Here is a 23,591-nt window from a genome sequence, read left to right as displayed (position 1 = left end):
GCAGCGGCTCCGGGCCCAGCCGGTACAATGGCGCCATGACTACCGCCCGCCCCGCCCATACCGACCTGCCCGTCGTTCATCTGAAGATCGAACGGCGCTCCAACCACCCCTGGATCTTCCAGAAGATGGTCGAAAAGCCGGTCGCCAAGCCCAAGCCGGGCTCGATCGTGGAAATCGTCGACAACACCGGCCACTGGGTCGCGCGCGGGTTCTACAACGGCCATTCCCGCATCGCCCTGCGCGTGCTGACCGAGGATTTCGAGGAAACGATCGACGAGGCGTTTTTCCTCAAGAAGATCCGCGCCGCCGTCGCCCTGCGCCGCGACATGCTGCGCCTGGACGAGGTCACTGACGCCTGGCGCGTCGTGCATTCGGAAGGCGACGGTCTGTCCGGGCTCGTGGTCGATCGCTACGGCGACCTGCTCGTGGTCGAGTTCTTCTCGGCCGGCGCATTCCGACACCGCGAGTGGATCTACAACGCGCTCAAGGAATGTTTCCCGGGCTGCCGCTTCTACAGCTTCGCCGAAGAACACGTGCAAAAGCAGGAGAGCTTCGACTTCCGTGCGCCCGAGGCACCGGCACCGAGCGTCATCACCGAATACGGACTGAAGTTCCGCGCCAGCCCCGGCAGCGGCCACAAGACCGGCTTTTTCGCCGACCAGCGCGACAACCGCGAATTCCTCACGCGCTTCACCAAGGGCAAGCGCGTGCTCGACATCTGCTGCAATTCCGGCGGGTTCGCGATCTACGCGAAAGCTCGCGGCGAAGCGGAGGAAGTGATCGGCATCGATCTCGACGAGGGCATCCTCGAGATCGCGGAAAAAAATGCGCGCTTGAACAACGCGAAGATCAAGTTCGTGCAGGCCGACCTGTTCCCGTATCTGCGCGACGCCCAGGCGCGCGGCGAACAGTTCGACGTGGTCATCCTCGATCCGGCCAAGCTCACGCGCGACCGCGATGAGGTCATCACCGCGCTGAAGAAGTACAACGACATGAACAAGCTGGCGATGCAGGTCACTGCGCCAGGCGGCATCCTGCTGACGTGTTCGTGCACGGGCCTGGTCAGTGAAGAGGAATTCCTCGACATGATCCGCCGCGCGGCGTTCTACGCCGGTCGCACGGTGCAGATCCTGAAAGTGTCGGGCGCGGGCGGCGATCATCCGTTCATGGCGCATGTGAAGGAAAGCCGGTATCTCAAGGCGGTGTTCTGCCGGGTCGACTGACCCTCGCCCCGGCCCTCTCCCGCGAGCGGGAGAGGGAGTCATCTGCGACGGCGAGATTCCCTTCTCCCCATCGGGGAGAAGGTGCCCGCAGGGCGGATGAGGGGAGGCTGTTCGCTGGTAAACTCCCAAAATCCCCCTGCAGGACCGCCCGTGGACGCATCCGTCGCCCAGCCCGTGCGCCGCGCCGCGCTGGCTTTCATCTTCGTCACCGTCCTGATCGACATCCTTTCGTTCGGACTGATCATTCCGGTGCTGCCGCAACTGCTCAAGCAGTTCATGGGCGGCGACATCGGTCGCGCCACGGCCTGGCACGGTCTGTTCGCCACCGGCTACATGGTCATGCAGTTCTTCAGCGCGCCGGTGCAGGGCGCGTTGTCCGATCGTTTCGGTCGGCGACCGGTGATCCTGATCTCCAACCTCGGTCTGGCGCTCGATTTCCTGATCATGGCCTTCGCGCAGACCCTGCCCTGGCTGTTCATCGGCCGCTTGTTGTCGGGCGTCACCTCGGCGAGTTTCAGCACGGCCAATGCCTACATCGCCGACGTGACGCCGCCGGAAAAACGCGCGGCGGCGTTCGGCAAACTCGGCATGGCCTTCGGTCTGGGCTTCACGTTCGCGCCGGTGTTCGGCGCCTGGCTGGGCCTGATCGACATCCGCATGCCCTTCATGGTCGCGGCGGGCCTGTGCCTGGCCAATTTCTGCTACGGCCTGTTCGTCCTGCCCGAGTCGCTGGTGCCGGAAAACCGCTCGCCGCAGTTCGAGTGGAAGCGTGCGAACCCGCTCGCCTCGCTGCGCCTGCTGCGCGGGCATCCGGAGCTGTTCGGCCTGGCCAGCGTCGTCTTCCTCATGGGCCTGGCGCATCTGGTCTATCCGATGACCTTCGTGCTCTATGCCGACTACCGCTTCGGCTGGGGCCTGAAGATGGTCGGCTACACCCTGCTGATCGTCGGCGTGACCACGATCATCGTGCAGGGTGGTCTGGTCGGACGCATCGTGAAAAAGCTGGGCGAGCGCCGCGCGCTGATGTTCGGCATGGGCTGCGGGGCGCTGGGTTTCCTGTGTTACGGCTTGGCGCCGACCGGCTACTGGTTCTGGGCGGCGATGCCGCTGGCCGCGCTCTGGGGCGTGGCCAATCCCTCCGCGCAGGCGATCATGACGCGGCATGTTTCGCCGCAGGAGCAGGGCCGTCTGCAGGGCGCGATCGGCAGCTTGAACTCGATCGCCGGCATTCTCGCGCCGGCCCTGTTCACGCAGACCTTTGCCGCCGTGGTGCATGCGAACCTGCACGGCGTGCTGGCCGGCGCGACGTTCTACCTGGCGGCGACGATGGTCGCGCTGGGCGGGCTGGTGGCGTGGCGGGTCACGCGCGGCGAATGATGCGCACGCGGGCATCACGGGGCTTGGGTAATCTGTGCCGTCGAATCGGGAGAACCACATGAGCGAACCCACTACCCAGGCCGAGGCCGAAGCGGCCGTCCGCGTATTGCTGCGCTGGGCCGGCGAAGATCCGGCGCGCGAGGGCCTGATCGACACGCCCAAGCGCGTGGCCAAGGCGTACAAGGACTGGTTCTCCGGTTACGGCGAGGACCCGGCCGAGTATCTCGCGCGCACGTTCGAAGAAGTGGCGGGCTACGACGAGATGATCGTGCTGCGCGACATCGAATTTGAATCGCATTGCGAACATCACATGGCGCCGATCATCGGCAAGGCGCATGTGGGTTATCTGCCCGACGGCAAGGTCGTGGGCATCAGCAAGCTCGCGCGCGTGGTGGAAACCTATGCGCGGCGGTTCCAGGTGCAGGAAAAGATGACGGCGCAGATCGCACGCTGCATCGAGCATGTGCTGCAGCCGCGTGGCGTCGCGGTGGTCATCGAGGGCGCGCACGAGTGCATGACCACGCGTGGCATCCACAAGCGCGGCGTGAGCATGGTCACCTCGAAGATGCTCGGCGCCTTCCGCGACGATGCGCGCACGCGCATGGAGTTCCTGCAGTTCATCGACATGTCCGGCCGCTAGGATCCGGGTGTCGGCTTCCGCGGGAGGCGGGCGGCTGGACAGGAGGGCGACGGGAGGCCGTTTCGAGTCGCCGCACGTTACCGGCTTGGTCGAAACGGCCCGCCGCCGCCCGCCCGTCCCCTGTCGCCACGGGCCGGCCAATGCGGTGGCAAAACGGCGGCTGGCCGGTTCTATAATCGGGGCATGACCACTCCCCCCGATCTGGACGTTTTGCAGGCAAAGCTCAAACAGGCGTTGCAGGACGTCGAGGATGCCGAGCACGCGCGCGATGCCGCCAACCTGGCGCGCATGAAAGTCGCCGGTCAGCTCAATACCTTGCAGAAATCGCTCGCTGCGGCCGCGCCGGAGGCGAGCAGCGCGGCCGATCCGCAGGTCGCGGCACTTGCGCGCATCGAATGGCTGGTCATGCACGGCAAGCCCGATCCCGCCGCGGCCGCCGCCGCAAAAGACGCCGAGATGAATGCGCCGATGCCCAGCCGCGCCGTGCTCGAAGCGGTGATCGCCGGCAAGCGTAATTTCACCAAGGAACAACTCGAATTCAGCGTCGGCGAAACCATGGTGCTCACCGGCTGGCAGATGACGCCGATCGAGCTCATGGAAAAAGGCGAGAAGTGGCTCGCGCAGCAGGTGCTCAAGCAGTCGACCGCCGGCGCGAACTAAAAACCGCGCGCAAAGCCGTCGCGCCAAGAGGCCGAAATACCCACGCCTTCCGGCCTTGTCTGTCCGAAACCCGAGGCTTGCCGGGAAAGGCCATCGGCATAGAATGACCCGCGGATTCGCCAGCCCGGGGGCGCGGTGTCCAATCTGGCCAAGCTGACCCGTCCGAAGCTGCATCAGGTGCTGTCGCGCGAGCGCCTGTTCGCACGGCTGGACGACTGTCGCAGCCGTCCGCTGGTCTGGGTGATGGGTCCGCCCGGCGCCGGAAAAACCTCGCTCGTCGCCAGCTATCTCGAAGCCAGCCGCAGCGGCGGCATCTGGTACCAGATCGATCCCGGCGACCACGACCTCGCCACGTTTTTTCACTACCTCAGCCGCGCCGCCCTCGCCGCCACCCGCAAGCGCCGCGTCGTCCTGCCGCCGTTCACCGCCGAACACCGCGCCGATCTGCCCGGCTACGCCCGCGTGTATTTCCGGGCCCTGTTCGAATGCCTGAAGGCGCCGGCCGTGTTGGTCTTCGACAACTACCACGAGCTGCCGGCCGACGCCGATCTGCATCGTCTGTTCGATGCGATCGCGCGCGAAGTGCCGGATGGATTCACCGTGGTGGCGACCAGTCGCAGCGATCCGCCGGCCGAATGCGCCGCGCTGCGCGCCCTGGATCGTCTCGCCGTGCTCGACTGGGACGAGTTGCGCCTGACCCTGGATGAAACCCGGCGCATCGCCGCCCTGCGTCAGGTCGTCGACGAGGACACGGTGCGCGGCATGCACGAACACGCCGGCGGCTGGCCGGTCGGCCTGACCTTGTCGCTGGAACAACTCAAGCGCGGCGCCGTCGGTCTCGCGGGACAGGAAGCGCAAAGCCGCGACGTGCTGTTCAACTATTTCGCCGGCCAGATCCTCGCCGCCTTGCCCGAGGACGAGCGCGAAAAACTCATGCGTGTGGCCTTGCTGCCGCGCGCCGACGCCGCGCAGGCGGCCGCGATCAGCGAGTACGCCGACACCGGGACCCTGCTCGAATCGCTCTACCGCAAGCGCCTGTTCGTCGAACGGCGTGGCGACGCCTATCAGTTCCACGATCTGTTTCGCGCGTTCCTGATCAGCGAACTCGAACGCACGCACAGCGCCGAGGCTGTTGCGCAACGGTGTGCCGCGGCGGCACGCCTGCTTGCCGCGGCCGAGCAGATCGAAGCCGCTTTCGGGCTGGCCGCGCGCGCCGGCGACTGGCCGTTCGCGATATCGCTGGTGTCCGTGTTCGCGCCGCGCCTGTTCGAGCAAGGACGCATGAGCACGCTGCGCGGCTGGTTCGACGCGCTGCCGCCTGAGCTCGTGCGCGCCTCGCCCTGGCTGAACCTGTGGCTCGGGGTGGCGCTTTCGCCGACCGCGCCCTTGCAGGCACGGCAACAATTCGAGCTCAGCTACGGGCAGTTTCCGGGCGAGGACATCATCGGCCGCATTCTCGCCGCGACCGCCGTGCTGATGACGCACTACCTCGAGTTCGATCACGGCTCGGCCGATCACTGGCTCGACGAAGTCCTGCCCCTGCTCGCGCAGGCACCGCCGTTCCCGGCGACCGCCGCCGAACTGCGCGCGCAGTCGGCACTGCTGTTCGCCCTGAGCTACCAGCGTCCGCGCCGCGATCTCGTCGACGCCTGCCTCCGCCGGATTCGCACGCTGTTGCCTGCGGCGGATGTACCCGCCAATGCGCGCGTCGACGCCGCGACGCTGATGCTGGCGCACTACCAGATCGCGATGGAGTTCGACGAAGCCGAGCGCATCGTCGCGATGACCTCGCCGTGGCTGGCCGATCCGGAGATGACGGCGAACCGGCACGCGCTGTGGTTGCTGCAGCTGGCGCATTTCCGCGTCAAGCAAGGTCGCGACGCGGATGCCGAACGCCTCTACGCCCAGGCCGAGACGCTCGCGCGCGAAAACGCGCTGACCCTGCTGCCGCTGCGCATCTACGGCCACATCGGTCTGGCGATGATCGCCCTGGCGGCCGGCGACGCCGACCGCGCCGAGGCCGAACGCCTGCTCGCCGCCGCGTCCTGGACCTTTGCGCGCCGGCTTGATCAGGCGCTCGATGCCGGCCTGCAGTCCTCGATCGCGGCGCATCGCGGCGAACCGGCGCAAGCCCTGGCCTGCGCGCGCGAGCAACTGGCGCTGTTCGACGTGGTCGGTCCGGTCTGGCTGCGTTGCTGCGGTCGTTTGCAGCTGGCGCTGGCGCAGGTCGATGCGGGGTCGGGTGAGGCGGTGCCGGCGCTGCTGGGCGAAGCGCGTGCCTTGCTTGCCGACACTTGTTTCGCGCGGCTGGAAACCGCCGTGGATTGCGTCCAGGCCTATGCCGCCTTGCAGGCTGGCGACATCGCCGGTGCGCGTGTTCCGCTCGAACGCCTGGTGGCCGACAGCCACACGCCGCGCGGCCTGTTTGCGCTGCGCATGCATCCGCGCGTGCTGTCGGTGGTGTTCGGTGCGGCGCTCGGTCTGGACGGCGATCGCGGCGACATGCGCCGCACGATCCGCGATTTCGCCCTGCGTCCGCCCACCGACGATCCGCCCGGCTGGCCCTGGCCGTTCGAGGTGCGCATGCTCGGGCGCTTCGCGGTGTTGTGCGACGGCCGGCCGCTGGAGTTCTCGCGCAAGGTGCCGCGCAAGACGCTCGCCCTGCTCAAGGCGATCGTCGCGCTGGGCGGTCGCAGCGTGTCCGAGCAGCGCCTCATCGATACGCTCTGGCCCGAAGAAGAAGGCGATGCGGCCGCGCGTGCGCTCGATGCCACGGTGCTGCGCCTGCGTGCCCTGCTCGGCGATGCGAACGCGGTCCTGCAACGCGGCGGACGTTTGAGCCTGGACCGGGATCGCGTCTGGATCGACGTGTTCGCGTTCGAACAGGCGCTGGCCTCGGCCGAAGCCGCCGCTCACGCGCGCGATCCGGCCGAAGCCATGCATCGGGAACGGGCCCTGGGTTTGTATCGCGGCGCGTTCCTGGCCGAAGACGAAGGCGAAGCCTGGCCGGTTGCGGTGCGCGAACGCCTGCGCGGTCGGTTCATCCATGCCCTCGCGCGCCAGGGCGAAACCCTCGAGGCCGCGCAGCAGGACGAGGCAGCGATCCAGGCCTATCTGCGCGGTATCGACGCCGACCCGGCGATCGAATCCTTCTATCAGGGCCTGATGCGTTGCTATCACCGGCTCGACCGGCGCAGCGAGGCGATCGCTGCCTACCTGCGGCTCAAGCAGATCCTGTCGATCACCTTGGGCTTGGCGCCCTCGGCCGCGAGCGAGCGGCTCTACCAGTCCCTGCGCCTGGACTGATCCGGCGGCACCGGCCGCGGCCCGTGCGGGCCGGTTCGGCAATAAATAGCCAATAAGTAGGCGCTCCGCCGCCACGCTCTCGCCATCGAAAGGAGAGCGCCATGCAACCCATCCGCAGTTATGTCGTCCGCATCTACCGGCAGGACCGGGAAGGCCTCGCGGGCGTGGTCGAGGACGTGAAGACGGGCCAGTCGCGCCCGTTTCACTCCGTGACCGAGCTGTGGACGGCGTTCTCGGGCCGCTGGACCAAGAGCCGGCGAAAACCTGCGCCGACGCCCGACGCCCTCCCGTAGTGACCCGCCCCGCGTCCGTTCAAGGAACTGCCCTCATGTCTGCTCCGACCCGTCTGGCCGCTGCTGCGGCTGTCTTCTGCCTGCTCTCGGCCTGTGCCCCGCCCGCCGTTGAAGGCGAATCCCCGCGTCCCGTGCGCACCGAAACCGTGGCCGCCCAGGCCAACGGCATCGCCGCGAGTTACTCGGGCGAAATCCGTGCACGTCGCGAGACCGCGCTCGGCTTCCTGGTCTCGGGCCGCGTGCAACAGCGACTGGTCGAGGTCGGTGATGTTGTCACCGTCGGCAAGCCGCTGTTCCGCATTGATCCGACCGACGCCGCCCTGAACGCGAACGCCGCGCGCACCCAGGTCGATTCGGCGCGCAGCCAGCTGCGCCAGGCGCAGCACGACTTCGCCCGTTATTCGCAGCTGGCGGAGAAAAACTACGTTTCGCGCTCGGAGCTGGAAAAGGCGCGGCTGCAGGTCGAGACGGCCGAGCAGTCCTATCGCGCCGCCGAGGCCAATTATCGCGTCGCCGCGAACCAGTCCGGCTACACCACGCTCAAGGCCACGGTCGCGGGCGTGGTCACGCGCATCGACATCGAAGCCGGCCAGGTCGTGTCGGCCGGCCAGGTCGTGGTGCACATCGCCGAAAACGGCGAACGCGAGATCGTCGTCAGCGTGCCGGAAACACGTGTAGACGAATTGCGTCAGGCCCGCGCGCTGGCCGTCGAACTATGGGCCGGACCGACCCGCCGCTATACCGGCCGCCTGCGCGAAATGGCGCCTGACACCGATGCGGTCACGCGCACCTACGAGGCCAAGATCAGTCTCGTCGACGCCGATGCCGCCGTGCGTCTGGGCATGACCGGCAAGGTGCTCGTCGCATTGCCGCCCATCGCCGGCCTGCGTCGGTTGCCGCTGACCGCGATCTACGACGCCGACGGCAAACCCAGCGTCTGGATCGTCGATCCGAAAACTTCGCGTGTGAGCCAGCACGCCGTGACCTTGGTGCGCGCGCAGAAGGACGGCGTGCTGATCGGCGCCGGGCTGCGCGATGGCGATGTCGTCGTGACGGCGGGCGTGAACTTACTGCACGACGGCCAGAAGGTGCAGCCGCTGGTTCCCGCGCCGCGCACGGAGGGCTGAGCATGAGCACGTTCAATCTCTCCGGCTGGGCGATCCGCCACCAGCAAATCGTGTTCTTCCTGATCCTGCTGCTCAGCGCCAGCGGCATCTACGCCTACCTGCATCTGGGCCAGATGGAAGATCCCGCGTTCACGGTCAAGGCGATGGTCGTGCAGGCGAACTGGCCGGGTGCGAGCGCCGACGATGTCGCGCAGCAGGTCACCGACCGCCTGGAACGCAAACTGCAGGAAGTCGCCGAAGTCGACTACCTGACCAGCTATTCCAAGCCCGGCGTGGCGCAGATCACGGTGATCCTGCGCGAATCCGTCCCGGCCGCACGCGTCCCGGCGGTCTGGTACCAGGTACGCAAGAAGCTCGACGACATCCAGAACACCCTGCCGCAGGGCGTGCAGGGTCCGTTCTTCAACGACGAATTCGGCGACACCTTCGGCAATCTCTACGCCTTCACCAGCGACGGCTTCACCTATGCCGAGCTGCGCCGTTACGTCGATCAGGCGCGCGACGAGTTCCTGCGCGTGGGCGACGTCAGCAAGGTGCAGTACCTCGGCGTGCAGGACGAAAAGGTCTTCGTCGAAACCTCGACCGCGAAACTGTCCACGCTCGGCATCGATCCGCGCGTGATCGAGGACGCGCTGCGCTCGACCAATGTCGTCGTGCCCGGCGGCATCGTCGAGGCCGGCGAGCAGCGCGTGGCGCTGCGCATTTCCGGCGAATTCGACTCGGTCGAGGCGATCGCCAACATCGGCATCCAGGCCAACGGCCGCAATTTCCGGCTTGGCGATGTCGCCACGGTCACCCGCGGCTTCGTCGATCCGCCGACCAGCAAGATGCACTACGACGGCAAGGATGCGATCGGTCTGGCGATCGCGATGCGCGATGGCGGCGACGTGCTGCGCATGGGCCGCGATCTCGATGCCGCAGTCGCGCGCATGCGCGCGGCCCTGCCGGTCGGCGTGGAAATCCATGCGGTGTCCAACCAGCCTGCCGTGGTCGCCGAGTCGGTACACGAATTCACCAAGAGCCTGGGCGAAGCGATCGTCATCGTACTCATCGTCAGTTTCGCCTCGCTCGGCTGGCGGACCGGCATCGTCGTCGCACTGTCGATTCCGCTCGTGCTCGCGATGACCTTTCTGGCCATGTACGCGCTCGGCATCGACCTGCAGCGCATTTCGCTGGGCGCACTGATCATCGCGCTGGGTCTGCTGGTCGACGACGCGATCATCGCGGTGGAAATGATGGCGCTCAAGCTCGAACAGGGTTGGGACCGCGCGCGCGCGGCAACCTTCGCCTACACGGCGACCGCGTTCCCGATGCTGACCGGCACCCTGATCACCGCCGCGGGCTTCCTGCCGGTCGGCCTGGCCAAGTCCGGCGCCGGCGAATACACGATCTCGATTTTCCAGGTCGTTGGCATCGCGCTGCTGCTGTCGTGGCTGGTCGCGGTGGTGTTCACGCCCTACCTGGGCTTCAAGCTGTTGCCGGAGATGAAGACGGACGTCGCCCACGGCGGACACGCGGTCGACCACGAGCGTGGTTTCTACGCGCTGTTCCGCCGTCTGCTCGATGCCTGCCTGCGTCATCGCGCCCTGGTGCTGGGCACGACCCTGGCGCTGTTCATCGGTGCGATCGGCCTGTTCAGCGCGGTGCCGCAGCAGTTCTTCCCGGCCTCGAGCCGGCCTGAACTCATGGTCGATCTGTGGCTGCCGGAAGCGGCGAGCATCGCCGCGACCGAGGCGGCGGTCGGAAAACTCGAAGCCGCGCTCAAGCACGATCCGGACGTGGTCGCCGTGACCGGCTACGTCGGCATGGGCAGCCCGCGTTTCTATCTGCCGCTCGACGTGCAGCTGCCGAACACGAATTTCGGCCAGCTCATGGTCATGACGCGGGGCGAAGAACCGCGCGAACAGGTGCTCGCGCGCATCGAGGCACTGTTCAAACGCGACTTTCCCAACGTGCGCGGCCGTGTCGCGCGCCTGGAGAACGGTCCGCCGGTCGGCTATCCGGTCAAGCTGCGCATCTCGGGTCCCGATCCGCAGAAGCTGCTGCCGATCGTCGCGCAGGTGCAGGCGATCCTGCGCGCCGACCCGGCGATCCGCGACGTCAATTCCGATCTCGGCGAACGCCTGCAGACCGCGCGCTTGACCGTCGACCAGGACAAGGCGCGGGCGCTCGGCATCAGCTCCAAGCAGATCGCCGACGCCACGCAGAACTCCCTGTCCGGCCTGAGCATCACCCAGTACCGCGAAGGCGATCAGCTCATCGACGTCGTCGCGCGCCTCACGGCCGACGAACGCACCGACCTGGACAACCTCAAGGACGCCAAGGTCTATGTACGCGACGGCAAGTTCGTGGCGCTGTCGCAGGTCGCGCGCATCGACCTGGGCAGCGAACACAGCATCCTGTGGCGACGCAATCGTTTGCCGACGGTGACCGTGCGCGCCGATGTCGCCGGCGCGCAGGCGCCCGATGTCAGCGCACGCGTCTGGCCGGCGATCGAGAAAGTCGCCCGCACCTTGCCGTTGGGCTATCGCATCGAGGTCGGCGGCGCGACGGAATCGAGCCAGACCAGCCAGGCGTCCATCGCGGCGGTCGTACCGTTCGCGCTCGCGCTGATCCTCGTGCTCTTGATGCTGCAATTGCAGAACATGAAAAAGATGGTGCTCGTGCTGCTGACCGCGCCGTTGGGCTTGATCGGTGTGTCGGGGGTGCTGGCGGTGTTCCAGGTGCCGTTCGGTTTCGTGGCGATGCTGGGCACGATCGCGCTCGCGGGCATGATCATGCGCAACTCGGTGATCCTCATCGACCAGATCGACCAGGATCTCGCGCAGGGCCTCGCACCGCGCGACGCGATCATCGGCTCTACGCTGCGCCGCTTCCGCCCGATCGTACTGACGGCACTGGCGGCGATCCTGGCGATGATTCCGCTGACGAGCTCGACCTTCTGGGGTCCGATGGCCTGGGCGATCATGGGCGGTCTGACCGCCGCGACCCTGCTGACCCTGATCGTGCTGCCGGTGATGGTCGCAGTGAGTTATGGCGTCAAGGAAGCCACGCCGTGATCGCGCGGGGTTCGCTCGCGACAGTGCTGCTGGTCGTCGCGATGCATACGGCCACGGCGTCGGCACAGACGCCCTTGGCCGAGCGGGCAGCGGTCTTGCGCGCGAGTCTGGCGCCGCCGTCCGAATCGCTCGCCGAAGACCGTGGCGATTTCTATCGCCGGCAGTTGCTCGCCTCGCTCGAGCGCCGGCAGGACCTGCAGCGCGCTCTCGCCGACGCGCGCCGCCTGGCCGTCCGGACCGAACCGGCGGCCCCGCCGCTGCCCGCAGGCGTACTGGCGCTGGACGATCTGCGCAGCGAGCTGCAGCAGCTCGACACGACCCTTGCCGGCGGCGAACGGCGGCTCGCCATCCTGAAAACCGAACGCGAAGCGACCGCCGCCCAACTCGCCCAACAGGTCGCCGCCCTGCGCGTCCTCACCGAGACGCAGGCGGCCGCCGCGCCGCTCGCGCTCGCCCGCTTGGAAACCGAGCTCGTCGAATCGGCGACCGCCGAGCTCGATCTCCTCTTGCGCCTGGTCGACCTGCAGCAGGAGCTCGCGCGCCGCGACCGTGCAGTCCTGGCGCAGCGTCTGATGCAGGCGAACCAGCGCGGCCGCGTGGCGGTATCGGTGCACGATGCGGCGGCGATCGAGCAACGGCTGCGCGTGCAGGCGGCGCAACTGCGCCGGCGCATGGCCGACGCGGCCGCGAACCGCGAGCGTGTGCGCGACGAACTCCAGGCGGCGGCCATGGCGCCCGCATCGCATCGGGAATGGTTGAAGGAACGCTTGGCCAATGCCGACATCGACCTGGAGCTCGGGCGCGAAGCCCTGTCCAATCTCGCGACCGAACAGGCCGCCTGGCAGATCGCCCTGCGCTATTACCGCGACGAAGATGCCGCGGCCCTGGTCGAAGCGCGCGATCAGGGTCCGGTGCTGGTCGAACGCCTGCGGCGTCGGCGTGAGTTTCTCGCGGCCTTGTCCGAGCAACTGCTCGCGCGCATCGGCACGCTATCGGCGGCGATCGCGCAGGCGCCGACGGCGGTGACGACGCCCGACAAACGCGCTCTGCGCGCGGTGTTCGAACAACGTCTGCACCTGGTGCAGACCGCGATGTCCGACGAGCGCCGCCTCGCCGACCTGATCGCGCGCATGCGCGCGGACTTCGACGAGCGCATCGGTCATGCGCCTTGGCCCGAGCGCGTGCGCACGGTGCTCGCCCGCCTGCGTTCGGGGCTGGCGCGCGCCTGGAATTTCGAGCTGTTCACGGTTGCACAAACCATCGACGTCGAGGGACGGCAAACGGCGGTGCCGAAAGCGGTCACCCTCGGCAAACTCGTCAAGGCGCCGCTCTTGTTGGTCTGCGGTGTGTTTCTGGCCCTGCGTTTCACGGCGTGGGGCGAGCGCTGGTTGCGCCGGCGCGGCAGCGACGAAGGCAGCGCACGGCTTATGCGGCGCTGGCTGTTCGCCCTGCTCGTGGCGGCCTGCGTGCTCGCCAGCCTGGCCTTGGCGGGTATTCCGCTGGCCGCGTTCGCGTTTATCGGCGGCGCCGTGGCCATCGGTATTGGCTTTGGCATGCAGGCGCTGTTCAAGAATCTGATCAGCGGCGTGCTGGTCCTGGTCGAGCGACCGTTCCGGTTGGGCGATGTCATCGAGGTCGGCGACCTGCGCGGCACCGTCGTCGACATCGACCTGCGTACCTCGGTGGTGCGCGATGGCGACGGCGCGGAAACGCTGATTCCCAATTCGGCGCTGATGGAGGAAAACGTCAAGAACGTCACCTTCCGCTCGCGCCTGAGCCGGCAGGTATTGGGCCTCGTCGTCGAGGCGGCCTCCGACCCGCGCATCGTCATCGATGCGATGCGCGTCGCGGCGTCGCGGCACGGACAGCTCGCGGAGAAAAACGAGCCGGTGGTCTTCCTCGACGAGTTCGCCGATAACGGTCTGCGCTTCGTGCTGCACTACTGGATCGAACTCAACGCCGGCGTCGATCGTCGGCGCATCGCCAGCGATCTGCGCCTGATGATCCTGGGTGCGTTCGAGGAAGCGGGCATCCGCATGGCGCCACCGTCGCGACTGGCGGTCTGAGCATCGCCGCCGCGATCACCTCACATCGGCGACAGATCGACGTCGACCTCCCGATCGCCGCGCACCGACAGCGACACCAGGGCCAGCACCGCCAGCAGCACGAGGCTCGCCAGCACATTGCCCAGGCCGACGCCCTCGGGTTTGGTGAGGAAATCGCCCATCGTCGCGCCGATCGGATGCGTGACCACGATCGCGAGCCAATAGCAGGTCTCCTTCGACACGCGGGTAAAACGCGCTGCGAATGCGATGCCCGCGAGCAGCACCGCGAGCGCAGCCGTGCCGCCGGCGAAGCCCAGCGCCGTGCCATTGGCGATCAGATCGCCGAAGGCCGTGCCCAAGGTGCTCGAAGCGAGAATCGCCGACCAGTACACCGCCTCGGCACGCAGATCGAGCGCGCCGCGCAGACCGGCCGCGCCTTCGACGCGACGCCAGACGACGATGACAACGGCCAGTAGGGCCGCGAGCAGCAGCGTGCCGCTGGCATAACCGAGCGCGAGCGAGCGCGTCAGGAAATCCGACATCGTCGTGCCGGCGGTGCTGGTGAGCAGGATGACGGTCCAGTACAGCCCGGGCCGTTGCCGACGCGCGCGCAGCTGTCCCAGCAAGGCCACGACGAAGGCCGTCAACAGCACCAGCGAACCCGCGCCGTAGCCCAGGCCCAGGCTTTGCGAAACCAGATCACCGGCGGTCTCACCCAAGGTGGTCGCGCTCAGGATCAGCACCCAGTAGCGCAGGTCGACCTCGGGCAGGCGCTTCATCGCGCGGCGGCCAGGGTCGTCTTGGCTGCGACCGGAATCACCGTCGCCGCCGCCGTGCGGTCTTCGGGCAGCGCCATGAGGCCGTGGCTGAAACGGTGGCTCGCCGTCTGGTAGTAGCCGATCGCTTCCAGCGCGAGCGGCCCATCGACCGCTTCGGGCGCTTGCGGCAGATCCTGTTCGTACTGCGGCTTGACGCTGTCGATGCGGCGGTGCGGCGACAGCTCGATCAACTGGTTCGCGCGCAGATAGCCCAGGCGCTGGTAGTTGCCGATGAAGGCGCGCTCGCGTCCGGCCGGCCGCTGAAAAATGTCGCTGCCGTAGAAGCTGCTGCGGTAGTCCATGCCCAGCAGGCCGAGCACGGTCGGTCCGATGTCGATCTGCGCGATCAGGCGGTCCACGCGCGCGGGACGGATATGCGCGGGCGAATAGATCCACAGCGGGATGTGATAACGGAACACCGGCAACTGCGCGATGCCGCCGCTGGACGCGCAATGATCGGCAGTGATCACGAATACCGTGTCGGCAAACCAGGGCTTGCTGCGCGCGCGGCGCAGGAAATCGCCGATCGCCCAGTCGGTGTATTGCACGGCACTCTCGCGCTTGCCCTGCGCGCCGGTGACGCGGTGTTCGGGGAAGGTGTACGGGCGGTGGTTGGACGTGGTCATGAGGTGCGCGAAAAACGGTTTGCCGCGCGCATGCGCCTGGTCGAACTCGGTCAGCGCGAGCGTGTACAGGTCCTCGTCGGCAACGCCCCAGATGTTGGCGTGGTGGATCTGCGCTTCCGGAATCGCGCTGCGATCGCGCACCTGGTAGCCGTTGTGGCCGAAGAAATAATTCATGTTGTCGAACGCGCCGTAGCCGCCGTACAGGAACTGCGACTGATAGCCGCGTGCATTGAACACATCGGCCAGGCTCGGCAGGCCCTCGTTGTGCGGGCGCTTGACGATCGACTCGCCCGGCGTGGGCGGCACCGACAGCGCCAGCGCTTCCAGCCCACGCACGGTGCGCGTGCCCGAGGCGTACAGCTGGCTGAAGAACAGGCTGTGGTCGGTGAGCTGGTCCAGCTCCGGCGTCAGGCCCGGCTCGCCGCCGTAGCTGGCCGAATAGAACGCCGACAGGCTTTCGACGCTGATGAGCACGACATTGAGCCGGCGCTCGGGCGCGGGATTGCGGATGTCGCGGCGGATGTCGGACGGATCGGCGCTGACGAAGGTCGCGTCCGGCGCCGCCAGGTCGCGGCGCAGTTGCCCATAGGCCTCGGGCAGCGGCACGGTGCGGTAAAAGCGGTCGTAGTCGATGTGGCTGCTGCGGAACGCAGCGAAGAATTCGTAGATGCCGTTGCCGGAAAGCTCGTTGACGTACTGGTTGCCGCTGCGGTCCTTGAGGTCGCCGCTGACCAGCAGGGTGCCCAGCACCGTGACCGCGAGCCAGGCCAGACCCACCGAGCTGCGCGCCGCGAATCCGGTGTCGTCGTCGGACACGCGCCAGTATCGCCGGCCGAGCGCGAACACCGCGCCGGTCAACACGGCCAGGCCCGCAAGCAGCCAGCCGATCGGATAGGACTCGCGGATGTTGCCGATGACTTCGGTCGTATAGACCAGATAGTCGACGGCGATGAAATTGAAGCGCGTCTGGAATTCTTCCCAGAACGTCCACTCGGCCATCGCCACGAACAGCAGTACGAAAAGCATCGCCAGGCAAAGGCCGGCAAGGACGCCGCGACCGGTGCGCGACCGCCGCCAGCGCGTGGGCAGCAGCCACAGCAGCGCCACCAGCGGCCAGGCGAAATACACGAAGGTCAGCAGGTCGTAGCCCAGGCCAACGCCGAAAATGCGCAGCCAATGGCCCGCCGCCGCGGGAATGCCGCTGCCGGTGGCGATCAACAAGGCCAGGCGCGTCAGCGTGGACAGCGTCAGGAAACAGGCGCCCAGCCACAGCAGCGGGCGGAAGCGGTGCAACAAGGGGTGGTCGGTGAACAAATCCGGCTCCGGTCTCCGTCGCCCGATGGCGCGCGGGGCCGGGTGGCCCGGCCGGAGCGCAGTCTTGATGTCCGGATGTAAAGCGGTCTCAGGCGCTTCTCAGGCATTCGTTAATCGCTGCGATCGCGCCAGTGGCAAGCTAGCGCCATCACGGCGCCGGGAACGGACATGAGTCAGGCGGGACTGAGGGTGCTGGTGGTCGAGGACCAGCACGACATCGCGGCCAATATCTGGGATTTCCTGGAGCGGCGCGGCCACGTGGTCGATCACGCGGCCGATGGCGAATCGGGTCTGGCGCGGGCACTGGCGGGCGCGAACGATGTCATCGTGCTCGACCTCGGCTTGCCCCGGCTCGATGGCCTCGACCTGTGCCGGCGCCTGCGCGAGGCCGGCCACGGCGTGCCGGTTCTGATGCTTACCGCGCGCGATACGCTCGACGACAAGCTGCGCGGATTTGCCGAAGGAGCCGACGACTACATGGTCAAGCCGTTCGCGATGAAGGAACTGGAAGTGCGCATCCGCGCGCTGCACCGGCGCGGTCGTCCGACGAACGGGCCGACGCTGGCGGTTGGCGATCTGGTGTACGACGAACAATCCCTGCGGGCGACCCGTGCGGGCAAGACGGTCGCGCTCACGCGCGCGCAGTCGCGTCTGTTGTCCGAACTCGTGCGTGCCGCGCCGGCGGTGGTGTCGCATGCGAGCTTGCTGCGCGCGATCTGGGGCGAAGAAGGCGGCGATACCGCCGCCCTGCATACGCATGTCTACGAACTGCGCGCCCTCATCGACAAACCTTTCGCACACGCGATGATCCAGACCGTGCATGGCCTGGGCTATCGCCTGGTGGCGGCGCCATGACGGCCCGCTCGCCGCGCTCCCTGCGCTGGCGCGTGACGATGGCCGCGACCGGACTGGGTCTCGTGCTGTCCCTGCTGTTCACCGCGGTGACCGTGTTCGTCGCGGAAGAATACGAGGACACCCTGGTCGGCGAGCTGCTCGAAGGCCAGGCCCAGGACTACAGCCTGCGTCTGGCCGTCGATCCGATGACGCCGCTGCCGCAGAGTCACCGCTTGAGCGGCTATCTGCGCCGAACCGACGGCAGCGGCACGATTCCGCCGGAGCTGCTCGGGCTCGCGCCGGGCTTTTACGACGACGATCCGCGTCTGCCGCCCGGCATTCATGCCGGCGTGTACGACATCGATCAGGGACGGCTGTATTTCGCGATCGATCTGAGCGACATCGAAGCCACCGAACGCCTGCTGGCGATGTTCGTCGCGGCGGTATTCGTCATCGGCACGGCGTTTTCCGCGTGGCTGGGCTGGTTCCTCGCCGGCGCGAGCCTGGCGCCGGTGCGCCGTCTCGCCGGCGCCGTCGATGCCTTGTCGGTCATGCCCGAACGCACGCAACTGGCGTCCGCCGTCGGTGCCGACGAACTCGGCCGGCTTGCCTCGGCGATCGACGATTACCAAGGTCGCCTGGTCGACGCCGACGCCAACGAGCGCCGTTTTTTCGCCGACGCCAGCCACGAGCTGCGCACGCCGATCGCGGTCGTGCGCGGCGTCACCGAAGTCATCCTCGACGACGATGCGGTCAGCCTGGGCATGCGCCAGCGCCTGGGTCGTCTGGATCGCGGCATCGGCGAGCTCACGATGCTGCTCGACGTGCTGCTCGGTCTCGCGCGCCGCCGTGAGCGCGTGATCGAAGCCGTGCCGGCCCAAGCCGTGATCGAGGAAAGCCTGGCGACGCTGACCGCGCTCACCGGCAATGCCGACCTGCAGGTGCAGAACAACGTCTCCGGCACCTGGCAGGTGCCGCAGCGTGAAGCCGTGCTCGTGCTGCAGGGTGTGTTGCGGCGCCTGCTGGTGCCCGAGGCGGCCGGTCGCCTGCAGATCGATCGCGAAGGCCAGGCGCTGTCGCTGCGTTTCTCGCCTCGGCAGGCCACGACGACGGCGCCGCCGGACGCACCCGCCCGATCGGATACGGGCCTGGGCCTGACGCTGGTGTCGCGACTGGCGGAGGCGCTCGGATGGCGCATCGAGGAGGTCGTTGAAGTACCGGGCCTGCGCCACGTCCGCATCCTGCTGCCCGTCGCGGCGCTCGACGCCGCCGCGCCCTAGGCACGCGCAACAAAAAACCCGCCGAAGCGGGTTGTTTGTCTTCCGTGTCGGCGCCTCAGGCCGCCGAACGTTCCGCCGCCGGATCGCGCCAGGCCTGCATGAGCGTGTCCCACTTGCTCCTGGCCTTGGCGAGCTGATCTTCCTTGACGTGCCCGTAGCCGCGGATATGTTCGGGCAGACGGGCGATCTCCACGGCCAGTGAGTGGTTGGACAGCGTCAGGCCGGCCAGCAGCTCGTCGATGGTGTTGCGGTAGTCGACGATGAGCTGGCGCTCCATGCGGCGCTCTTCGGTCTTGCCGAACAGATCGAACGCGCCGCCGCGCAGGAACTTCAGGCGCTTGAGCAACTTGAACGCGGTGAACAGCCACGGGCCGTATTCGCGCTTGATCAGGTGGCCGTTGTTGTCTTTCTTGCTGAACATCGGCGGCGCGAGATTGAAGTGCAGCTTGAAGTCGCCGTCGAAGGTGTCGCGGATGCGCTTTTCGAAATCGCCGGTCGTGTACAGACGCGCGACTTCGTACTCGTCCTTGTAGGCCAGCAGCTTGAAGTAATAACGCGCGACCGCTTCCGACAGACCGGTCAGGCCGGGCGTGCGTTCGGTTTCGGCGCGGCGCACCTGCTGCAGGAAGCTCGTGTACTGCGACGCGTATTTCGCATCCTGGTACTCGGTGAGGAACTTCGCGCGCAGGGTGATCGCTTCGTCGAGCGTCTGCGTGAGCTTGCCCTCGCCGACGAACGCGGCGCTGGTGGCCAGGGCTCCGGCGGCCACGAAGGAGGCGGTCGCCGGCGCGGCGACAACGCCGGCGGCGGCTTTGACGGTGGCGATGTCGTGCGCGGCCATGCGACCCCAGGCGAAGGCCTTGCGGTTCATCTCGATCGCGGCGCCGTTGAGTTCGATCGCGCGCATCAGCGCCTCGAACGAAATCGGCACCAGGCCCAGCTGCCAGGCGTAGCCGAGCATGAACAGGTTGGTCGCGATCGCATCGCCCATGAGCGCGAGCGCGAGCTCGCTGGCGTCGACCACGGACGGATCCTTGCCGCCGAGCGCGGTTTTCACCGCACCGATGATGTCGTTGGCCGGGAACTGCAGTTCGGTGTTGCGCGTGAACGTGCCCGGCATCGCCTCGTAGCTGTTGAGCACGACATGGCTGCGCTCGGCGCGAATCTTCGACAGCGCCCAGTAGTCGTTGACCACGACCATGTCGCAGCCGAGCACCAGGTCGACTTCACCGGCGGCGATGCGCACGGCATTGATGTCGGCCGGTTCCTTGGCGATGCGCACGTGCGTGGTGACCGCGCCGCCTTTCTGCGCCAGACCGGTTTGGTCGAGCACGCTGCCGCCTTTTTTCTCCAGATGCGCGGCCATGCCCAGCAGCGCACCGATGGTGACCACGCCGGTGCCGCCGATGCCGGTGATGAGGATGTTCCAGGGCTCGCTCAGGTCGGTCTGGAACACCGGGGCGGGCAGGGCGTCGAAATTCACTTCCGCGCCCGTGCCTTTCTTCTTCTTCAGCCCGCCGCCCTTGACGGTGACGAAGCTGGGGCAGAAGCCCTTCACGCAGCTGAAGTCCTTGTTGCAGTTGGACTGGTCGATTTCGCGCTTGCGGCCGAATTCGGTTTCCAGCGGCAGCACCGACACGCAGTTGGATTTGACGCCGCAGTCGCCGCAGCCTTCGCAGACCGCGGGATTGATGATCGTGCGCTTGGCCGGATCGACCATCTTGCCGCGCTTGCGGCGGCGGCGTTTTTCCGCGGCGCAGGTCTGGTCGAAGATCAGCACGGTGGTGCCGGGCAGCTCGCGCAGGCGTTTTTGCACGGCATCGAGTTCGTCGCGGTGCAGGAATTCGACGCCGCTCGGGAAGATCTCCGGACGCGACCACTTCTCGATGTCGTCCGAGAGCACGACGATCGTCTGCACGCCTTCCGCGCGCACCTGGTGCGCGATGTCGGGCACGGTCAGGGTGCCGTCGACGGGCTGGCCGCCGGTCATCGCGACCGCGTCGTTGTAGAGGATCTTGTAGGTGATGTTGACCTTCGCGGCGATGGATTGCCGGATGGCGAGCGAGCCGGAGTGGAAATACGTGCCGTCGCCGAGGTTCTGGAAGACGTGTTTTTCATCGGTGAACGGCGCCTGGCCGCTCCAGGTCACGCCTTCGCCGCCCATGTGCGTGAAGGTGTCGGTCTTGCGGTCCATCCAGGTCACCATGTAGTGGCAACCGATGCCGCCGAGCGCGCGCGAACCGTCCGGCACGACGGTCGAGGAATTGTGCGGGCAGCCCGAGCAGTAATGCGCGGCGCGCGGGAAGTTCGCGCGCGGCTGCGCGAGTTCCTTCTCTTTCGCCGCGAGGAAGGCCAGGCGGCCGGTGATGTGCTCGGAGGTGAAGAAGCGCGACAGGCGCTTGGCGATCACGCGGGCGATGCGTGCCGGCGTGAGTTCGTTCGTGCTCGGCAGGATCCACTCGCCGGCTTCGTCGTACTTGCCGACGATGCTCGGGCGGTGCTCCCAGTTGAACATGTATTCCTTCATCTGCGATTCGATGAAGCTGCGCTTTTCCTCGACGACGATGATGTCCTCGAGGCCGCGCGCGAATTCCTGGATGCCGACCGGTTCCAGCGGCCAGGTCATGCCGACCTTGTACACGCGGATGCCGATGTCCTCGGCGGCCTTGTGATCGATGCCGAGGTATTCGAGCGCCTGCAGCACGTCCAGATAGCTCTTGCCGGTGGTGACGATGCCCAGGCGCGCCTTCGGCGAATCGAAGATCACCTTGTCGATGCGGTTCGCGCGGGCGAACGCGATCGCGGCCTTGACCGCGTACTGGTGCAGGCGCATTTCCTGGTCCAGCGGCGGATCCGGCCAGCGGATGTTGAGTCCGCCCATCGGCATCTCGAAATCGCCCGGCATCAGGATGTCGAGCTGGTGTGGATTGACGTTCACTGACGCGGACGATTCCACCGTCTCGGCGATCGTCTTGAAACCGACCCAGCGGCCGGTGAAACGCGACATTGCCCAGCCCAGCAGGCCCATGTCGAGAATGTCCTGCACGCCGGCCGGATTGAGCACCGGCATCATCGCGCTGACGAATTCCAGTTCCGAGCCATGCGGCAAGGTCGAAGAACGGCAGGCATGGTCGTCGGCCGCGAGCGCGAGCACGCCGCCGTGGCGGGACGTACCGGCCGCATTGCCGTGCTTGAACACGTCGCCGCAGCGGTCCACGCCCGGACCCTTGCCGTACCACATCGAAAACACGCCGTCGTATTTCGCGCCCTGGAACAGGTTCGTCTGCTGCGAACCCCAGACCATCGTCGCGCCGAGATCCTCGTTCAGGCCCGGCGTGAATTCGATCGCCGACGCCGCCAGGTGCTTCTTGGCGCGCCACAGCTCGAGATCGAATCCACCCAGCGGCGAGCCGCGATAGCCGGAAATGAAGCCGGCGGTGTTGAGCCCGGCGGCGCGGTCGCGCATCTGCTGCATCAGCGGCAGGCGCACCAGCGCCTGGACGCCGGACAGATAGATCCGGCCTTCGCTGCGGGTGTACTTGTGTTCGAGGGTGTACTCGGGATCGAGGATGGCGCTGACGGGATTGGCGGGCACGGACATGGCGGGACTCTGGAATACGTCGAGCAAAGACTCGAAATTATAGCAGGGCAGCCGGATCAGGCCGGCGGCGGGCCCTTCTCGCGTGGCTGTGAAAGCGCCGTCACAGTTTGCTGCTTATGCTGCGCTGCGCTCTTCACGCGGCCCCCGGGCCCGGATAGAGTCCGAGCTTGCTCTGGGGGAGCGGGATGAGTCTGACGCAATTGCAGGTGCTGCTCGTCGAAGACCATGGTTTCCAGCGCCGGCTGGGCCTGCGGCTGCTGGCCGATCTGGGCCTGACCCGCCTGCTCGAGGCGGCTGACGGCTTCCAGGGCCTGGAACTGCTGCGTGCCCTGCCCGAACCGCCCGACGTGGTCCTGGTCGACCTGGACATGCCCGGCATGGACGGTGTCGAGTTCATCGGCCATGTCGCCCAGGAACACCTGGCCCGGTCAATCGCCGTGGTCAGCGCGATGGATCCGGCCCTGTTGCATACCGTCCAGGTCATGGCCCAGGCCTCGGGCCTGCGGGTGCTGGGCGCGGTGGAAAAGCCGCTGTCGCCCGGCAAGCTCACCCACATCCTGTCCCTGTACGAGGCGCAGCCGGCCGGCATCGGTCCCGACGACAGCATCCACGTCGACGTCGAACAGGTGCGCAAGGCGCTCGCCGATGGCGACATCGTTGCGTATTTCCAGCCGCAGGCCGAGTTCGCCAACGGCAAGGTCGTCGGTGTCGAAGCGCTCGCGCGCTGGCGTCTGGCCGACGGCCGCATGGTGCCGCCGTCGGTGTTCGTGCCGATCATGGAGAGCAATGGCCTGGTCGAGGGCCTGACCACGCACATGCTCGCCGAAGCCTGCCGCTGGTCGAGCCGCTGGCGCCAGGCGGGCCTGGAACAACTGCGCATTTCCGTGAACGTGTCCGCGCACAATCTCAGCGGACCGGAAGTCGCCGACCGCTACGAGTCGATCCTGCGCGAACACGGGCTGTCGCCCGAACATGTGATCCTGGAAATCACCGAAAGCTCGGTCATGAGCGATACCGCGCGCGGCCTGGGCCTGCTCGCGCGCCTGCGCCTGAAGGGATTCGGCCTGTCGGTCGACGATTTCGGCACCGGTTATTCCTCGCTCACCCAGCTGTCGCAGATTCCCTTCACCGAACTCAAGATCGACCGCGGTTTCGTCGGCGGTGCGCCCGACCAGCCGCGCAAGCGCGCGGTCATCGAAACCAGTCTCGATCTCGCGCGCAAACTCAACCTGTGCGTCGTCGCCGAAGGCGTGGAGACGATGGAGGAGTGGCAGCTGCTCGCGCAGTTGGGTTGCGACTACGCCCAGGGCTATCTGATCTCGCCCGCGGTGCCCGGCGAAACCCTCGTCGAGGCGATCCAGCGCTGGCGCAATACCCGGCACTGAACC

At 67.2% G+C, this 23,591-nt stretch carries 15 protein-coding genes; 12 read left to right on the top strand and 3 right to left on the bottom strand.

Annotated features, from left to right (window positions below; genetic code table 11):
* Positions 1 to 35: 35 nt before the first annotated feature.
* From G467_RS0109800 to G467_RS0109760, 9 genes are all read left to right on the top strand, one after another.
* A complete protein-coding gene (locus tag G467_RS0109800; protein WP_026802547.1) occupies positions 36 to 1,223 on the top strand; it encodes a class I SAM-dependent rRNA methyltransferase in 1,188 nt (395 codons plus the stop codon).
* Positions 1,224 to 1,319: 96 nt separating this feature from the next.
* Positions 1,320 to 2,600: a TCR/Tet family MFS transporter gene (locus G467_RS0109795; protein ID WP_081644633.1), complete on the top strand. Its 1,281-nt coding sequence runs from the start codon at positions 1,320 to 1,322 to the stop codon at positions 2,598 to 2,600.
* A gap of 58 nt (positions 2,601 to 2,658) precedes the next feature.
* On the top strand, positions 2,659 to 3,240 hold the full coding sequence (gene folE, locus G467_RS0109790; protein ID WP_022969559.1) for a GTP cyclohydrolase I FolE: 582 nt from the start codon (positions 2,659 to 2,661) through the stop codon (positions 3,238 to 3,240).
* A gap of 183 nt (positions 3,241 to 3,423) precedes the next feature.
* Complete coding sequence (locus tag G467_RS0109785) at positions 3,424 to 3,900, top strand: hypothetical protein (protein ID WP_022969558.1); 477 nt, start codon at positions 3,424 to 3,426, stop codon at positions 3,898 to 3,900.
* A gap of 135 nt (positions 3,901 to 4,035) precedes the next feature.
* Positions 4,036 to 7,206 (top strand): AfsR/SARP family transcriptional regulator, encoded by a 3,171-nt coding sequence (locus G467_RS0109780; protein ID WP_022969557.1) that lies wholly within the window; start codon positions 4,036 to 4,038, stop codon positions 7,204 to 7,206.
* 101 nt (positions 7,207 to 7,307) lie between these two features.
* Entirely contained in the window at positions 7,308 to 7,499 is a 192-nt protein-coding gene (locus G467_RS0109775; RefSeq protein WP_022969556.1) for a hypothetical protein, read from the top strand.
* Positions 7,500 to 7,534: 35 nt separating this feature from the next.
* The gene (locus G467_RS16265; RefSeq protein ID WP_022969555.1) at positions 7,535 to 8,626 is read left to right on the top strand and encodes an efflux RND transporter periplasmic adaptor subunit; all 1,092 of its coding nucleotides are present in this window, start codon (positions 7,535 to 7,537) and stop codon (positions 8,624 to 8,626) included.
* A 2-nt stretch (positions 8,627 to 8,628) separates the two neighbouring features.
* Positions 8,629 to 11,685, top strand: a complete 3,057-nt coding sequence (locus G467_RS0109765) for an efflux RND transporter permease subunit (RefSeq protein WP_022969554.1) — start codon at positions 8,629 to 8,631, stop codon at positions 11,683 to 11,685.
* Positions 11,682 to 13,751: a mechanosensitive ion channel domain-containing protein gene (locus G467_RS0109760; RefSeq protein ID WP_022969553.1), complete on the top strand. Its 2,070-nt coding sequence runs from the start codon at positions 11,682 to 11,684 to the stop codon at positions 13,749 to 13,751. Before G467_RS0109765 ends, G467_RS0109760 begins: the two co-directional genes overlap by 4 nt.
* A gap of 20 nt (positions 13,752 to 13,771) precedes the next feature.
* On the opposite strand, the gene G467_RS16260 is transcribed toward G467_RS0109760, so the two are convergent.
* Positions 13,772 to 14,509 carry a COG4705 family protein gene (locus G467_RS16260; protein WP_022969552.1) on the bottom strand — a complete coding sequence of 246 codons (738 nt, stop codon included), beginning with the start codon at positions 14,507 to 14,509 and terminating at the stop codon, positions 13,772 to 13,774.
* On the bottom strand, positions 14,506 to 16,488 hold the full coding sequence (locus G467_RS0109750; RefSeq protein ID WP_022969551.1) for an LTA synthase family protein: 1,983 nt from the start codon (positions 16,486 to 16,488) through the stop codon (positions 14,506 to 14,508). Before G467_RS0109750 ends, G467_RS16260 begins: the two co-directional genes overlap by 4 nt.
* 183 nt (positions 16,489 to 16,671) lie before the next feature.
* Between G467_RS0109750 and G467_RS0109745 the strand changes: the two genes are divergently transcribed.
* Positions 16,672 to 17,343 (top strand): response regulator transcription factor, encoded by a 672-nt coding sequence (locus tag G467_RS0109745; RefSeq protein WP_026802546.1) that lies wholly within the window; start codon positions 16,672 to 16,674, stop codon positions 17,341 to 17,343.
* Positions 17,340 to 18,602, top strand: a complete 1,263-nt coding sequence (locus tag G467_RS0109740) for a sensor histidine kinase (protein WP_022969549.1) — start codon at positions 17,340 to 17,342, stop codon at positions 18,600 to 18,602. Before G467_RS0109745 ends, G467_RS0109740 begins: the two co-directional genes overlap by 4 nt.
* Before the next feature lie 55 nt (positions 18,603 to 18,657).
* Here the strand turns inward: G467_RS0109740 and G467_RS0109735 are convergent, their stop codons facing one another.
* Positions 18,658 to 22,203: an indolepyruvate ferredoxin oxidoreductase family protein gene (locus tag G467_RS0109735; protein ID WP_022969548.1), complete on the bottom strand. Its 3,546-nt coding sequence runs from the start codon at positions 22,201 to 22,203 to the stop codon at positions 18,658 to 18,660.
* Positions 22,204 to 22,388: 185 nt separating this feature from the next.
* Between G467_RS0109735 and G467_RS16255 the strand changes: the two genes are divergently transcribed.
* Positions 22,389 to 23,588 (top strand): EAL domain-containing response regulator, encoded by a 1,200-nt coding sequence (locus G467_RS16255; RefSeq protein ID WP_022969547.1) that lies wholly within the window; start codon positions 22,389 to 22,391, stop codon positions 23,586 to 23,588.
* Positions 23,589 to 23,591: the final 3 nt, after the last annotated feature.

This window comes from Arenimonas oryziterrae DSM 21050 = YC6267, from assembly GCF_000420545.1.
Taxonomy (GTDB): Bacteria; Pseudomonadota; Gammaproteobacteria; order Xanthomonadales; family Xanthomonadaceae; genus Arenimonas; species Arenimonas oryziterrae.
This window is presented reverse-complemented; position numbering and strand designations above follow the sequence as displayed.